The sequence below is a fragment of the Leptospira soteropolitanensis genome, from assembly GCF_026151655.1.
Lineage (GTDB): Bacteria > Spirochaetota > Leptospiria > Leptospirales > Leptospiraceae > Leptospira_A > Leptospira_A soteropolitanensis.
On record NZ_JAMQPN010000009.1, the window covers coordinates 76585 to 91255 of the forward strand.

16 protein-coding genes are annotated in these 14671 nt (G+C 40.0%); all 16 read right to left on the reverse strand.

The genetic code is table 11. The features are described from left to right. Positions 1–71 precede the first annotated feature (71 nt). The gene (locus ND811_RS16280) at positions 72–2342 is read right to left on the reverse strand and encodes a sensor domain-containing diguanylate cyclase (RefSeq protein WP_265353051.1); all 2271 of its coding nucleotides are present in this window, start codon (positions 2340–2342) and stop codon (positions 72–74) included. A gap of 1 nt (position 2343) precedes the next feature. Then, positions 2344–4626 carry a midas domain-containing protein gene (locus ND811_RS16285; RefSeq protein WP_265353050.1) on the reverse strand — a complete coding sequence of 761 codons (2283 nt, stop codon included), beginning with the start codon at positions 4624–4626 and terminating at the stop codon, positions 2344–2346. Positions 4627–4635: 9 nt separating this feature from the next. Continuing rightward, positions 4636–4932 carry a hypothetical protein gene (locus tag ND811_RS16290; RefSeq protein ID WP_265353049.1) on the reverse strand — a complete coding sequence of 99 codons (297 nt, stop codon included), beginning with the start codon at positions 4930–4932 and terminating at the stop codon, positions 4636–4638. Positions 4933–4979: 47 nt separating this feature from the next. After that, on the reverse strand, positions 4980–5360 hold the full coding sequence (atpC, locus tag ND811_RS16295) for an ATP synthase F1 subunit epsilon (protein WP_265353048.1): 381 nt from the start codon (positions 5358–5360) through the stop codon (positions 4980–4982). 5 nt (positions 5361–5365) lie between these two features. Beyond that, positions 5366–6772, reverse strand: coding sequence for a F0F1 ATP synthase subunit beta (atpD, locus tag ND811_RS16300; RefSeq protein ID WP_265353047.1), 1407 nt, complete (start codon positions 6770–6772; stop codon positions 5366–5368). Between the two features lie 21 nt (positions 6773–6793). Further along, the gene (gene atpG / locus ND811_RS16305) at positions 6794–7663 is read right to left on the reverse strand and encodes an ATP synthase F1 subunit gamma (RefSeq protein WP_265353046.1); all 870 of its coding nucleotides are present in this window, start codon (positions 7661–7663) and stop codon (positions 6794–6796) included. Positions 7664–7674: 11 nt separating this feature from the next. After that, positions 7675–9189 (reverse strand): F0F1 ATP synthase subunit alpha, encoded by a 1515-nt coding sequence (gene atpA, locus ND811_RS16310; protein ID WP_135697156.1) that lies wholly within the window; start codon positions 9187–9189, stop codon positions 7675–7677. Beyond that, positions 9186–9749, reverse strand: a complete 564-nt coding sequence (gene atpH, locus ND811_RS16315) for an ATP synthase F1 subunit delta (protein WP_265353045.1) — start codon at positions 9747–9749, stop codon at positions 9186–9188. Before atpH ends, atpA begins: the two co-directional genes overlap by 4 nt. Continuing rightward, a complete protein-coding gene (locus ND811_RS16320; protein ID WP_100742135.1) occupies positions 9746–10270 on the reverse strand; it encodes a F0F1 ATP synthase subunit B in 525 nt (174 codons plus the stop codon). Before ND811_RS16320 ends, atpH begins: the two co-directional genes overlap by 4 nt. A 2-nt stretch (positions 10271–10272) precedes the next feature. Further along, a complete protein-coding gene (atpE, locus tag ND811_RS16325; protein ID WP_002975055.1) occupies positions 10273–10557 on the reverse strand; it encodes an ATP synthase F0 subunit C in 285 nt (94 codons plus the stop codon). Positions 10558–10605: 48 nt separating this feature from the next. After that, positions 10606–11685, reverse strand: coding sequence for a F0F1 ATP synthase subunit A (gene atpB / locus ND811_RS16330; RefSeq protein WP_407658918.1), 1080 nt, complete (start codon positions 11683–11685; stop codon positions 10606–10608). Continuing rightward, positions 11654–12142 (reverse strand): hypothetical protein, encoded by a 489-nt coding sequence (locus ND811_RS16335; protein WP_265353043.1) that lies wholly within the window; start codon positions 12140–12142, stop codon positions 11654–11656. The genes atpB and ND811_RS16335 overlap by 32 nt, the downstream gene beginning before the upstream one ends. Before the next feature lie 126 nt (positions 12143–12268). Next, positions 12269–12682 carry a hypothetical protein gene (locus tag ND811_RS16340; protein ID WP_265353042.1) on the reverse strand — a complete coding sequence of 138 codons (414 nt, stop codon included), beginning with the start codon at positions 12680–12682 and terminating at the stop codon, positions 12269–12271. Next, the gene (locus tag ND811_RS16345; RefSeq protein ID WP_265365538.1) at positions 12679–13278 is read right to left on the reverse strand and encodes a DUF5018 domain-containing protein; all 600 of its coding nucleotides are present in this window, start codon (positions 13276–13278) and stop codon (positions 12679–12681) included. Before ND811_RS16345 ends, ND811_RS16340 begins: the two co-directional genes overlap by 4 nt. 238 nt (positions 13279–13516) lie before the next feature. Further along, the gene (locus ND811_RS16350; RefSeq protein WP_322113483.1) at positions 13517–13963 is read right to left on the reverse strand and encodes a MarR family winged helix-turn-helix transcriptional regulator; all 447 of its coding nucleotides are present in this window, start codon (positions 13961–13963) and stop codon (positions 13517–13519) included. After that, on the reverse strand, positions 13950–14435 hold the full coding sequence (locus ND811_RS16355) for a glutathione peroxidase (RefSeq protein WP_265353039.1): 486 nt from the start codon (positions 14433–14435) through the stop codon (positions 13950–13952). Before ND811_RS16355 ends, ND811_RS16350 begins: the two co-directional genes overlap by 14 nt. Between the last annotated feature and the right edge of the window lie 236 nt (positions 14436–14671).

A 14671-nucleotide genomic window follows, 5' to 3' on the forward strand; every position in this document is an offset into this window, starting at 1 on the left:
AATAATAAATGCAATAGAAAAAAAGAAAATGAAAAAGGAAGGGTAGAGAGTTAAATAACACGGGTAGTTACTTAGGCTTCTTCAACCATTTCCAAAAATTGATTTTTGTCCTTTGTATCATGAGGATAGGATAAATTTAAAACGCGATAAGTCGCTCGATACGATCCAATAATAGCGTCTTCTTTTTTTGCAAAAGAAGACTTAATTTTTTTAATCACGATGTCGGCTTCCTCTTTGTCTTTTCCATGAAGAACCATAGCAAACTTTCCTTGCCCTACTCGCGTGAAAAAATCCAATTCTCCAATATGGTCCATCATTGTTTTTCGCAATGCATCCGCATAACGAGCAAATGTTCCTGTTCCGACTAAGTGAACCATTCTAGAAACATTTTGAATTTTAAATAAGGAAACAGTGAAATTCGTATTCATCTGAGATGCCTTTTCAATCTCAGTTAAAATTCTATTTTCCAATGGATTAAACGGATTTCTAAATAACGCTTCTTTCTCTTGTAAGATTAAAAGATTTGCAAAGACAGGCGCAGAAGTTTCAAGAAGAGTAACAGCTACGTCTCTAGTAGTGTCTGTCCAAGAAGATCCGGTAGAATGAACAATCACCATACCCACAAGCCAATTCAAATTTATGATAGGAAGAATGGTAAATTCATTCATAATCCCTAGTTCATCATTGGTAAAAATAGATTTTAATTCTGCATCTTCTCTAAAGTTTTCTAACTTATAAACTCCAGGTACATTGGAAACCATTCCAACGATGTCAGAATCTTTACTGAGCCTGAAATCTTTGGCCCGTTCTGGTAGTATAAAATTTGACCCAAATACAATATAATCTGAACGAGTTTCCGAATCTAATACCAAGAAGGAAAACTGTTTTACACCTAATTTCTGTTTAATGCTATCAATAAGCAGGTCATATGCCTCATCCATCTTGCGAACACGAGTAAATTCGCGTGCAATTTTCAAAACAGATTCATTGATTTCTATTACTTCTTTAGCCTGGACTAGACTATCATTCGTAGCTTCAAATTCTGATACTCTTTCAAATACGGAACCCGCAATATCACCTACAATTTTTGCAAATTCTAAATCGTCGGTAATGTATTCTTCCCCATTGATGAGTTTTCCTAAGGATAATAATCCAAAACATTTATCTCCATGTCGAATCGGAACGAGGATTTCAGAACCCATTTCATTTAATAGGTTCAATTCTCGGCTAGGCAAACGAGCAGATTTAAACTCTCCTGCATAAATCACAGTTTCCGAATCAGAAATGCGAGAATAGATTTCATCGTTAGGTGACAAATACCAAGAATCTTTGGATTGAATTCCTTGAGCAGCAACTGCTTCCCATTTTGGATTTTTAGGATTTGTGGAAGTGAGAACTACGACTGAGTTACATCCCACTTGTCCAATTAAACTATAAACTAAATTATCAAAGTAATCAGAAAATTCTTTGGAAGATGCGATTTCTTTTGTTATTTCAAATATAGCTTGGTAATTTTCGATTCGTTTTTTGGAAGCAAGATGATATGACATCGGTGCTGTTCCAAAATCAGACTCATCGTCAAACAAGACATCTTCGCCAATCGGAGTCGGATCTTCTTTCGTAGGTCTAAGAGGTTGTTTTGCAGCTTCTTTTTTTGCGTCGATTTCCCACTCATCAAAAAGATTTACTTCTGGCAGTGGTGCATCCGGTTCCGTTGTATCGTCATGAAAATCACGATCAATTAAATCGTCACCAAACTCCAGTTCACTGGTCTTATCTGGTTCCGTTCCTTTGCTAGGTGGCGTTGTCTTTTCAGGTGATTCTGCTTCTAATTCTGGTGAAGGATTTTCATCGGAAGGTGGTAATTCTCCTTCTAACTCGGGAGATAATTCTTCCTCTGCGGGCAATTCAAAATCTAAATCAGGTTCTACAAGAGAATCATTTTCAGAATCCTCATCCGCAATTGGTTGGTAATCATTAGGTCCATTTTCAAAATCATCTTCTAATTGTGAGACAGGATTTTCATCCCATGCCTCATCTGCTAAGTCACCAAAATCGGCATCTGTCAATTCTGGAATATCACTTAAATCAAACTCTTCCTCTCCATCAGGATTGGGTAGGTCCCCAATTTCAGTGGGAAGGTTATCTTGAAATTCATCGTCTAACCATTCCGAGTCGGAGTCGACGGCAGGTGAAGATTCTTTTTGAGTTAGTTCTATCTCTTCCCGAAAGTGTTCCGCTTTTTTTAGTAATGAAGGTTTATCTTGAAAGTCGGAAATTGTTTTAGGAGTTGGGGAATCCGAAGTTTTTTTAATTTCTTCGGCTCTATCGAGAAGTCCCACTTTATAACTCCAATTCTTTCATCATTTTTTTGTATAACTCGAAGTATTGGGATTTCGAGAATTCACGAATGACTTCATCAGGAAGGTTGCCAAGTAAGTTATCCAAATAACCTAACACTTTTTTGCGATCACCAGCGGATAAATTTTCGCTACCAACCTCGGCAAAAGCTTCCTCTGCAGGGGTTTGTTTTCCCTCTGGTGCGGATACATCTGATTTACGAAGTTCTTCCAATGGAGAAAGTTTTCCTTCCATTGCATATTCATCTAAATCAACTTCGTATTCTTCCGAATCATCTGAAGCTAAAGTCGGAACTCTTGTTTCTTTAGGTGGTTCGCTGATTGTTAAATCAAAGCTATCATCAACCGCAGAATCGGAAGTTAAATCTCCAAAATCCGTATCTGATTCATGTTCGACTAAGTCTTGTTCCTCGACAGTGCCAAAATCAAATTCTGATGCATCTTCTTCACCAATTTGTTCCGATAACGCAAATTCTTCCTCAACTGGAAGGTCAGCGATATCTTCTAATCCTTCTCCGGGGAGTTCTTCCCCTAAAATTTCATCCAAACTTTCCGGCGAGAGAGTCACATTCTCTGTTTCAATTTCTGCTTCTAGAGAGTTTGCAATTTCATCAGCTGAAACCTCTTCTTCTTCCGAGGCAGTAATGTTTTCCAACTCTTCCATTGACAAAGCGATGGATTCATCTTCTTCATCTTCTGCCATTAGATCTGATTTTGGAGTCAGTTCTTCTTCATAAGGGAGTGGTGCGCGGTCAAAACTATCAACAAGTTCTTCTTCCGAATTTTCTTCAGCATCAGAAGCAATGGATTCCAATTCTTCCATAGAAAGAGCAATGGGGCCTTCATCTTCTTCGGAAGATTCAAAACCTTCCATTTGACCTTCTAGCCCTTCTTCCGAACTTTCCGATCCTTCTAGGTCAGATTCCGTTTCTCCTAAATCAAAACCGAAATCGTCGCCGAGATCCGTTTCTAATTCGTCACTTCCTTCGATTTCAGAAGTTTCAGAATCTTCTGTTTCTTCGATTGGATCACTGGCAATGATATTTCCAAGTTCGTCTGGACTTAAAGTGATAGATTCGTCTTCTAATTCTTCGTTTAGAATGTCTGAAGTAGGTTCTTCAAAATCCTCTTCAATAGCTTCGCCAGAAATGTTTTCTAATTCTTCTAATGATAATGTGAGAGGACCTTCCTCTTCGTCATTGTCCTTAGTTTCGTTTTCTTCTTCATGCGTTTCAAACTCGCCGCCTAATAGGTCAAAGCTGCCTTCTTCATCAGTGAAACTAGGAAGGTCTGATTCATCATCGGATGTTAGGAATTCTTCTTCCGAACCTAAAGTTTCCTCTAAACTTGCTTCACCGCCTGCTCCAAGGATACTTCCTAGTTCTTCATCAGAAAGCGTGAGGTTTTCATCTTCTTTGTTTTTTCCGAATAATTCTTCTTCTTCTGGATCAACAAGAGGTTTAAAACTAGTATCCTCTTCCTCTACCCCAAGTCCTAAGTCATCTTTAGGTATAAAAGTATCTTCATCATCATGATCAGTTAGATCAAATTGAGGTTTACCTTCTTCATCGAACGCAAGGTCTGTATCAATTTCAGAATCATCTAAATCTAGATTTAAATCGGAATGTTCATCAATTAAATTGTGTTCATGTTCCTCTTCATCAAATTGAGTTCGTGCAGGTTCTCCTGTATGATCTTCCTCTTCTAAGTTACCTGTAATATTCTCAAGTTCTTCTAAAGATAAAGAGATAGGACCTTCTTCTTCGTCTTCATCCTGCTTGGTTTTCTTAGGAGTGAGAATTCCGTCTTCACCGTTAAGAATTGATTCGATTTCTTTATCCAGGTCAATCAAATCATCATCAAACTCTAATTCAAGATCTTCGTCAAGGGTATCGTTATATGATTGTTTTGCGGGGCTTTTGGAATTTTCTTTTTCTAAATCTTCTTCGTAGTCAGAAAAATCAGCATGAATGTCTTCATCATGCAAAATGGGGTCTTCTTCCCCAAGTAAGTTTAAATCAGAATCTAAATCTATATCTAATAAATCATCATAGGAATCGGAAGAAGCAACCATATCCGAAATGGAATCGTCTTCCTCATCGAAGGCAGAGATATCTTCGAGGTTTGGGGCTTCAATCCCTGGCGATACATCTAAGTCATCATCGCCCATATCAAAATCATCCAAATCCAAAGAAAACGAGTCTTCATCGAGTATAGGTTCGATGTTTTCTAGATCTTCGTTTTTATTCTGTTCTTGATCCGCCATTCGCCTCGATTACCGTTTTCCCAAATTTAGTATCTGGCCATCCTCTAATGGTAACTCCAAGATACTATCCTCCATTTTGATTTGCGCTCCAGGTAAGTAACCACCCGCCATCTCAATCAAATCTTTACCATTCGAGCCTGCATCTAATGAATAAAACCCAGGGTTCACCACAGGTCCTTCAATTTTAACACGAATTGGCTCTTCAGAATAGATTCTTTTTCGCAAATCAGGGTTTTCCTTTAAGTAATAGAATCCAGCAAACAGTATCGTCACCAATACAGAACGTCGAATCCAATCTATAGCCAAAGGAATTCCCCCTCTGGTTTATTTTCGGCAAGAAGGGGGGAAAAAAATTAACGTTCGTGCAGTAAAATGCGAACTTTTGCTTTCTTTAGTAGATTTTCTTTCTCTTTCGAGGAAGGAAGTGATTCCGCTTCCTGTAAGAGTTCGATGGCGTGGTCATGAGTCAAATCTTCCTCAGAATCCCCACCTTCGGTGAGAACTCGGATTTGATCATTTTTCACTTCACAAAATCCTCCATCGATGGCGATTCGGAATTCTTTTCCAGCTGTATGCAATTTGATCAGTCCAAAATCGAGTTGGGAAACAAGAGTCGCATGGCCTGGTAAAATTCCAAAATAACCCACAGAACCTGGCAGAATCACCGATTCTGCCTTGCCCTGGTAAAGGATTTTGTCAGGAGAGATGACTGTTAAAGTCAGTTCTTTACTCATCCTGATTAACCTTTGAGTTGTTTCGCCGCTTCGATCGCTTCGTCAATCGATCCGACCATATAGAATGCTTGTTCTGGAAGTGTGTCATACTTACCTTCAATAATTCCTTTGAAGGAACGGATGGTGTCTTCCAATTTTACATACTTTCCAGGTCGACCAGTGAACTGTTCTGCTACGTGGAAAGGTTGCGAGAGGAATTTCTCCAAACGACGAGCACGAGAAACAAGGATTTTGTCATCCTCAGAAAGTTCGTCCATACCAAGGATCGCGATGATATCTTGTAGGTCTTTGTATCTTTGAAGAATTCTTTGTACTTCACGTGCCGTGTTGTAGTGGTCTTCCCCAACAATTTGTGGGTTCATAATGCGTGATGTGGAATCGAGTGGATCCACCGCAGGATAAATCCCTTTTTCAGAAATCGCACGAGATAAAGTCGTTGTTGCATCCAAGTGAGCAAACGCAGTTGCAGGAGCCGGGTCAGTTAAGTCGTCGGCAGGAACGTAGATCGCTTGCACAGAAGTGATGGAACCTCTTGTTGTGGAAGTGATTCGTTCTTGTAATCCACCCATCTCAGTGGAAAGAGTTGGTTGATAACCTACCGCAGATGGCATACGACCAAGAAGGGCAGATACTTCAGAACCTGCTTGAGAAAAACGGAAGATATTATCAACGAAAAGAAGGATATCGGACCCTGATTCGTCACGGAAGTTTTCTGCCATAGTTAATGCAGAAAGTGCAATACGAAGACGAGCACCAGGTGGTTCGTTCATCTGACCAAAACAAAGAACGGTTTTGTCGATAACTCCCGATTCTTTCATCTCATTCCAGAGGTCGTTTCCTTCACGAGTTCTTTCACCCACACCAGCGAACACAGAGTAACCACCATGTTGTTTTGCGATGTTGTTGATAAGCTCTTGGATAAGAACGGTTTTTCCTACCCCGGCACCACCGAATAGTCCTGTTTTTCCCCCTTTGATATAAGGAGCGAGTAAATCGATAACCTTGATCCCTGTTTCAAAGATTTCAGTTTTTGGTTTAATTTCATCGTAAGAAGGTGCATTTCTATGGATTGGCATCTTTTTTACGTCTTTAGGAAGATCACCGAGTTCATCGATAGCCTCACCAAGAACGTTAAAGATACGGCCAAGAGTTTTTGTTCCTACTGGAACAGAAATTGGTACTCCTGTATCAATCACTTCTAATCCTCTTTTTAATCCGTCAGTGGATTGAAGGGAGATTGCACGAACAGTGTTGTCTCCAATATGTTGCTGCACTTCTGCAGTGATAGTCACATCTTTGCCATTAACTTTCGATTTAATCTCTACGGCATTGTAGATCTCAGGCATATTCCCGGAATCAAAACTGATGTCCATTACCGAACCGATGATTTGTTTAATTTTACCTTTATTCATATATACTCCGAAAGACCTTTGTTAGGAGATGGCTTCCGCTCCCCCTACGATTTCTGAAATTTCCTGTGTAATTTTTGCCTGACGAACTCGGTTGTAACCGCGGGTTAGAAGTTTAATCATCTCACCTGCTGCATCTGTTGCCGCTTTCATAGCTACTCTACGTGCGATGTGTTCGGAAGCTACCGATTCCAAAATGATCTTAACGAAAGTTGTTTTGATCACCATCGGAAGAAGGTTTTCCAAAATAGTTCTTGGATCCGGCTCATACAATACTTCAGGACCAGAAGATCCTTTGGCACTCGTATCTTCCATTGATAAAGGAAGTACTGTTGTGATCTCTGGTTTTTGAGTTGCAGCCGAATAATAATGTGTGGAAATGATTTCTACAGAATCCACAGACTCATTTGCAAAACGTTCCATAAAGTAAGTTGCAAGGTCGTTTGCTTCTTTACTTCCTGCTTTGTCATCGATATTGGTATATGTTGTTACCAATTCAACTTTTGCAAATTTAAAGAAAGCAATGGCTTTTTTCCCTGCGGCATGGACTTCTACTTCCACACCTTTTGACTTCAACTCTTCGATTCGGTTTTTGACCATCCGAAGAAGATTGGAGTTAAAACCACCACATAACCCACGGTTTGCGGCGATTGCAAGGATAGCAACTTTTCGGATTTTATCCGGCTTCCTTAAGTAAGGGCTGTGGATGATCCCAGCAAGGCCAGACAAAGAAGAAACTAACTCACGAGTTAAATCAGCGTATGGTTTCGCCGCATTCACTTTGTTAGTGGCCTTTTTTGCCTTTGCCGTGGAGACCATCTCCATGGTTCGAGTGATTTTTCTCGTGTTTTTAACCGAGTTAATCCTCTTTTTTATCTCACGCGGTGTCGCCAAGATCTTTCCCCTTAGTTATTCTTTGCTAGAAAATGTTCAACAATCGATTTGATTGTTTTTTGTAGAGCTGCTTCTTGTTTTACTTCTTTGGCAGTTCTAATTTCTTCCAAAATTTCAGTGTGTTGCTCTCTCATCGTTTTCAAAAGGAAAGATTCAAATTCTCTAACTTTAGCGGTAGGAATTGTATCCATAAATCCTTTTGTTACAGCAAAGATGGAAATTACTTGTTCTTCTACTGGAGATGGTGAGTTATTTGGCTGTTTTAGAATTTCAAGAACTCGGTATCCACGATCAAGCTGTGCTTGTGTGACTGGATCCAGTTCTGTTCCTAACTGTGCAAACGCTTCTAAGTCACGGAACTGTGCCAAGTCTGACTTGAGTGTTCCCGCTACTTTTTTCATCGCTTTGATTTGCGCTGCAGATCCAACCCGTGATACAGAAATCCCTACATCCACCGCAGGGCGTAGTCCCGATGCAAAAAGGTTGGATTGAAGGTAAATCTGACCATCAGTAATGGAGATTACGTTAGTCGGGATGTAGGCGGATACTTCCCCTTCTTGCGTTTCAATGATTGGAAGTGCAGTCATAGACCCACCACCAAATTTATCATCGAGTTTTGCTGCTCTTTCAAGAAGGCGAGAGTGAAGATAGAATACGTCCCCAGGATATGCTTCACGACCTGGTGGGCGGCGTAGAAGTAATGACATTTGTCTGTATGCAACGGCTTGTTTGGAAAGGTCATCGTAAACAACGAGTGTTGCTTTTCCTTCTTCATACATAAAGTATTCAGCCATTGTCGCACCAGAATAAGGTGCAATGTATAACATTGGTGCAGGTTCCGATGCGTTTGCAGATACGATGATTGTATACTCAAGAGCACCTTTTTCGCGTAACATTTCGATGGTGGAAGCAACTGTAGATGCTTTTTGTCCAATCGCTACATAAACGCAGATCACACCTTTACCTTTTTGGTTGATGATGGTGTCGATTGCGATGGAAGTTTTTCCTGTTCCACGGTCACCGATGATAAGCTCTCTTTGTCCACGTCCAATTGGGATCATTGCATCAATTGCTTTGATACCAGTTTGCATTGGCTCATGAACCGATTTTCTCATCGCAATTCCAGGAGCTGGAGACTCAACCGGTCTTGTTTTTTTTGCGTTTAAGGGGCCTTTTCCGTCGATCACTTCCCCAAGTGGGTTAAGAACTCGACCGAGAAGTTCAGGGCCTACCGGAACTTCGAAGATTTTTCCCACACGTTTAACGGAAAAACCTTCTTCAATTTTAATATAATCACCGAAGATTACAACCCCTACGGAGTTTTCTTCTAAGTTGAATGCTTGCCCTCGAACTCCGTTTTGGAATTCAACAAGCTCTCCTGACATTACGTTTGTGAGTCCGTAAACTCTCGCAATCCCGTCCCCAACTTCGAGAACTGTTCCGACTTCTTCAACTTGAAGGTCTTTTTTGAAGTTTTTAATTTCTTGTTTTAGTACCGACGTTACTTCGTCTGTTTTAATTTTCATTCAAATGCTCCGACTGGGATTTTCTTTTGGAGGAGAGCCTCTTCTATTCCTGCAAGTTTTGCACGGATCGAGGCATCGATTAAAAAGTCGTCTATAAAGAGTTTGAATCCACCAATAAGGGCTGGATCCGTTTGTTCTGTGACACGAAGATCGCGTCCAAACTTGGAAGTGATAGACTTGGTGATTCGATCTACAGCTTCTTTGCCAAGAGAATCTTTGGAAACAATGCGAAGAGAACTACGATTTTTAAGTCGGTCCACTCCTGTTCTATAATCTTCCAAAATATCCTTGAGGAATAGAAATCGATTTTTGCGAACCACAAGTGTGATGAAGTTGGCAACGATTTCCGATGCCTTCCCTTGAACTGACTTTTCAGCAGTTCGTTCTTTCTCAGAAGGATCAACTAATGGAGAAAGGAAATAATGGCGAATTGATTCATCAGAAAAGAAAACATCAACGAGTGTTGAAAGTTCCTCTTCTGTTGACTCAAGTGAGTTAGCTTCCTGAGCTAACTCCAAAAGTGCCGTTGCGTAAACCTTTGAAATTTGGTTCAGACTCATTTGATTTTAAGTTTATCGAGTTTTGCGATCTCTTTTTCGACAAAGGAAGCATAGTCTTCCTTCTTCAATTGTTTCTCCAAGATCTCACTCGCGATGAGAACGGACATTTCCACAATTTGGTTTTGCATTTCAGATAATGCTCTGCTCTTCGCTAAATCGATTTCGCGAATTGCGTTATCTTTAATGCCTTTCACTTCGTTGTGTGCTTCTTCCGTCAATCGAGAGCGGAGAGCAACTGCATCTTTTTTAGCTTCATCTACAATTTTATGAGCTTCTTCCGTCGCTTTGAAGAGTTGGTCTTTATATTCTTTTAAAGACTTTTCTGCTTCTACGCGAAGGGTTTCTGCTTTGTTGATATCGCCTTGGATGCCGGAAGCACGTTCTTCGAGAGCATGAAGGATCTTGTCCCATGCAAATTTTTTAAGAACGAAGACAACAACTGAGAAAGTGACCAGGGTCCAGATGACCAGACCCGGATTGACTTTCAGCAAATTGAAGCCGGAAGCCGCAAGGATAACCAAGACTATTGTCCTTGTTCTACTTTAGTGGCACCAGCACCAATTGTTTTGTCAATTGAGCCATTGAGTTTGAGCGCGATAAGAAGAGCGATTACCACTGCGAAAAGTGCTGCACCTTCAATCATACCTGCTGCTACGTAAAGAACGAGTTGGATCTTTCCCGCTGCTTCTGGTTGGCGGCTGATGCTTTCTGCCACTGATCCACCAATTCTACCAATACCGATTCCTGCACCAAGTAATGCAAGTCCTGCTGCGAGTCCTACTGCGATGTATCCTAAACCGAATTCCATTGTTTTCGTTTCACTCCTGTGTGTTTTATAATATAAATAAAACCAATCTTAATGTCTATGCATCACAGTTCCGATGAAGACGGTTGTGAGCAGTGAGAAAATGAACGCTTGTAGAAAGGCTACAAGTAGTTCTAAAAAGTAAATAAGCACTGAACTGAGAACAGATACAGGTGCTATGAGCCAATTTTCGCTCATAAAGATAAACCCAAGTAACGCAAGGATCATAACGTGCCCTGCAGTCATGTTGGCAAGTAACCTCATGGTTAACGCAAAGGAACGTGCGATATGAGTGACGATAAATTCAAGAACCCACATCAGTGGCCAAAGTGGGAGAGGAACTCCCTTAGGAACCGCATGTGCTACAAATGAAATTCCTTGGTAAGAGAATGCTGTGCCGTATATCGTTAGTAAGGTGATTGATGCAAGAGAAAGTGTGACACTGATATCACCTGTTGGTGTGATCCCAGACCAGATTTCTCCGAATGTATGGAGAGAATGTGGTGTGTGATCCACTGCCCCGACTGCCACAAGAGCATCAGAAGCGGCAACTGTTAGCTCCCCTACCGAAGGGATAAGGCCAAACAAGTTACAGAATAGAATAAAGAAAAACAATGAGAAAATATAATGGTAGTAAGAATGGCCGTGGTGATCAAGAGAAGAATCTACAACGTTTTCTTTTAGATAAGATACAAAAGCCTCTACACCTGATGTAAATTTGTTATGAACTTTTTTTGGGTTTTTTGAAATCAAATTGGCTGCAGGGATAAAGATGAGGAACATAAAGAAACATGCAATCCACATCATGGTCACTCGTTTGGTGATGTGAAGGTCAAGGCCACCAACATAGTGGTATTTCACACCGTCATGGTTTACAAAGACATCATGGTTTTCAGCGTCGAATCCAGGTTGTCCTTCTGTCACGATGGTGCCACCGAAGTTCAGCGGAAAAACAGGAGCATCACCTAAATGGTGTGCCATGACTTCACTGAAATCGAAGCCCTCTTCAGAGCCGTGCCCTTCCGAATCGTTCGCAAAAACATTCGTAAAACTAAGGGAAAAAACTAATAAAAATGATAAAAAAAACCGATATTTAGACTTATTTTCCACTGAAATAGCTCGCAAATACAAGGAAAAGAAGGTGGACGAAATAGGCAATTAAAAATCCAGAAGTTGCCTCAAAAGGGTACTTTAAGACCTGCAAAGCAGTCAATATGCCCAGATTGAGAAAAAAGGAGAGAAATACTGTGAAAACAGGGAACCCAGACTCTGCTAATGCAGGTATTTTGCGAGGTAGAAAACGAAGTTGCAAGATTGCCATTTGAATGGCAAAAGACATAGCTCCACCGAAATAAAAAATCACACGATACCCATCTTCCACCAAACCTGCAGTTAGTGGAAGACTTAGAATGAATATAAGAAATAAGTAACTGAAATAGTGTAGATGGAACCTTTTGAGATTGATGGTATTTAGATCCATTGGTTGTAGTTTGGAAGGTGGGGGAATGGGGGCAAGTAGGAATGGGGGTGCGTGGGGGATAGAAAGGTAGAGATCCCCGCCCGTATCGAACTGGGTGGGGTAATCCACCCGCCACCCAATGGCTACCATATATCAAATGTTTGTTGGTTTGTGAAGGAAGAATTGCAGGTTTAAAATTTTTATTGGAAAGTGTTCGGCTTTTTACATAATCTAAAGGTGAAATCTCACATACCACTACATAGGCGAAAGCCCATATTTCGCATTCAGATAAAAAAACAATTTCTGAACATCTGTATCTGTAAGATCCGTATTGAAATATAATACTTCAGCAATGTCTGCATCAAGATTACCATTGCCTAAATAAATAGAATTTGGATTTTCTCCAATTGAATAATCATGCGAGATTGGTACTTGGCCTTTTAAACTACCATTCCAATATTCTCGAGCAGAAGTCATTAACACTTGTACTGAACCTACCACCAGAAAATCATTTTTTGGAATTGGTAAAGCCGATATGTTAGTGCAACTTTGTCCATTTCGACAGACAAGATATGTAGAAATGGGATGATCTATGGAGATCTCTCTTCCTTGTCCGCCATGTATATTTAATAAAGTAATTCCACCAGGAATTGTATTTACTAATCTCAAGACAAAAAAACGCTTCCGCTATTATTCACATACAGCCCAATTCCACCAGATAAATTCATCCGCGATACTGTTGAACTCCTAAACTCCGCGATTGGATAACCATTGACTTGGTTCATTCGAATCACTGGCCTTTGAGTCGTATTTACTTGCGAAATATGATTCCCATGTCCACTCAGATCTGACCAGGAAGCAATCGGATCTCCATCATTTAATGTTAGTTGGTCTGCCTTAAACCACAAACGAAGCGAACCAGAACCCAAAATTCGAGGTGCAACCATTTGAACCGTATATTCATTTGTGCTGCCATCAACACCGGTCACAATATATTTTAAAGGAGCCGTAAAAGGATTGGAAGTGATGCCACTAATTTGTTCAATCCCATTCACTGTTACAGAAACACCGTTAGTTTTGAAATTAGCAATGTATGAAGATATAGAAACTATAGATTCCGATGTGATGACAATTTTGTTTTCTGTTATGATTCCATAAACGCCGAGACTCGGAATCGAATACTCAAGAATCTCTTTTTGAACTGATGGAACATAGATCTTACCGCAAGTAGGACTGGCATCCGATGTTGCCCATTTTAAAAGCAATGTGTCTATAAACTGTTTTCCGTTCGGATCACATGAATTTTCAGTAAACGGGTTTTTACAGGAAAACAATAGAAAAGCGAGACAGAAGCAAAGAGTAAAATGTTGTTTCTGCATACAGCAACGGACCTTTGCTTTTTATGGTTCATTTAAGAACAAACCTAAATGATGTTAGATCATCGCTAAAATGGCGAGAATGAGTCAAGAATAAATTAGGAAATATATTCCAGGAATTTTAAAATTAATATATATGAGCCCCTAGCCCATCAAGAATTTCCTTCAATTGAACCGCCTGACTTTCTTTAATCCCTGACAGACAAAAAATCTGTTCAGGTATTGCCTTTGCTTTTTCACGTAAGTGTTTTCCATTTTTAGTAAGGGACACAAACACAACACGTTCATCTTCAGAACTTCTTTTACGTTCTACAAACCCACTTTGTTCCAATCTCTTTAGTAATGGAGTTAAAGTTCCAGAATCTAACTGCAAACGATCCCCAAGTCCACTCACAGTAATTTTCTCCTCTTCCCAAAGAACTAACATAACAAGGTATTGTGGATAGGTAATGCCCACCGCCGAAAGCAGTGGACGGTAGATTTTCATTAACCTATGCATAGAAGAATATAAGGAAAAACAAATTTGGTTCTTCAAAAGAAGAACCTCGTCTGTAGTATTCTTATGCTTTGACAAGTTTTTCTATATCCTTTTCTATATCTTCTGGTTTTGTAATAGGCGCATATCGTTTCACAACGTTTCCATTTTTATCAATTAAGAATTTTGTAAAATTCCATTTGATATCTAATGAACCGAAGATTCCCGGTGCCTGTTTTTTTAGGTGTAAATAAAGTGGATCAGTATTTGGACCATTCACCTCCAATTTAGAAAAAATAGGGAAGGTAGTAGAAAATGTCCTTTCACAAAACAATTTAATTTCTGCATCTGTTCCCGGTTCTTGTTGTCCGAACTGATTGCATGGAAATGCTAAAATTTCCAAACCCTTTCCTTTCCAACGATCATAAGTTTCTTGAAGACCTTTGTATTGAGGGGTGAATCCACATTCGCTCGCTGTATTTACGATGAGTAAAACTTTGTCTTTAAATTGCTCCATTGGCACTTCTTCGGCGCCGCGTTTTACTTTGATTTTATAAAATTCATCTGACATTTCTATTCTCCCTAACCAACAATTAGATTGTGCACAATTTAATTTTGTTCAATCTTTTTTAAAAAATAAGACAGTTTTTTGGTTAGGGAGAAAAGGCAGAGGGGATTTATATAACCCCGCCCTGATTTGGGTGGGGAACTGAACCCGCCTCCCAATACAATCGCCTTACCACAACCCCACAAAAAACGACCACCACCTCCCTCATTTCCCAATATTTTTTACAAAAAAGTTCCTAG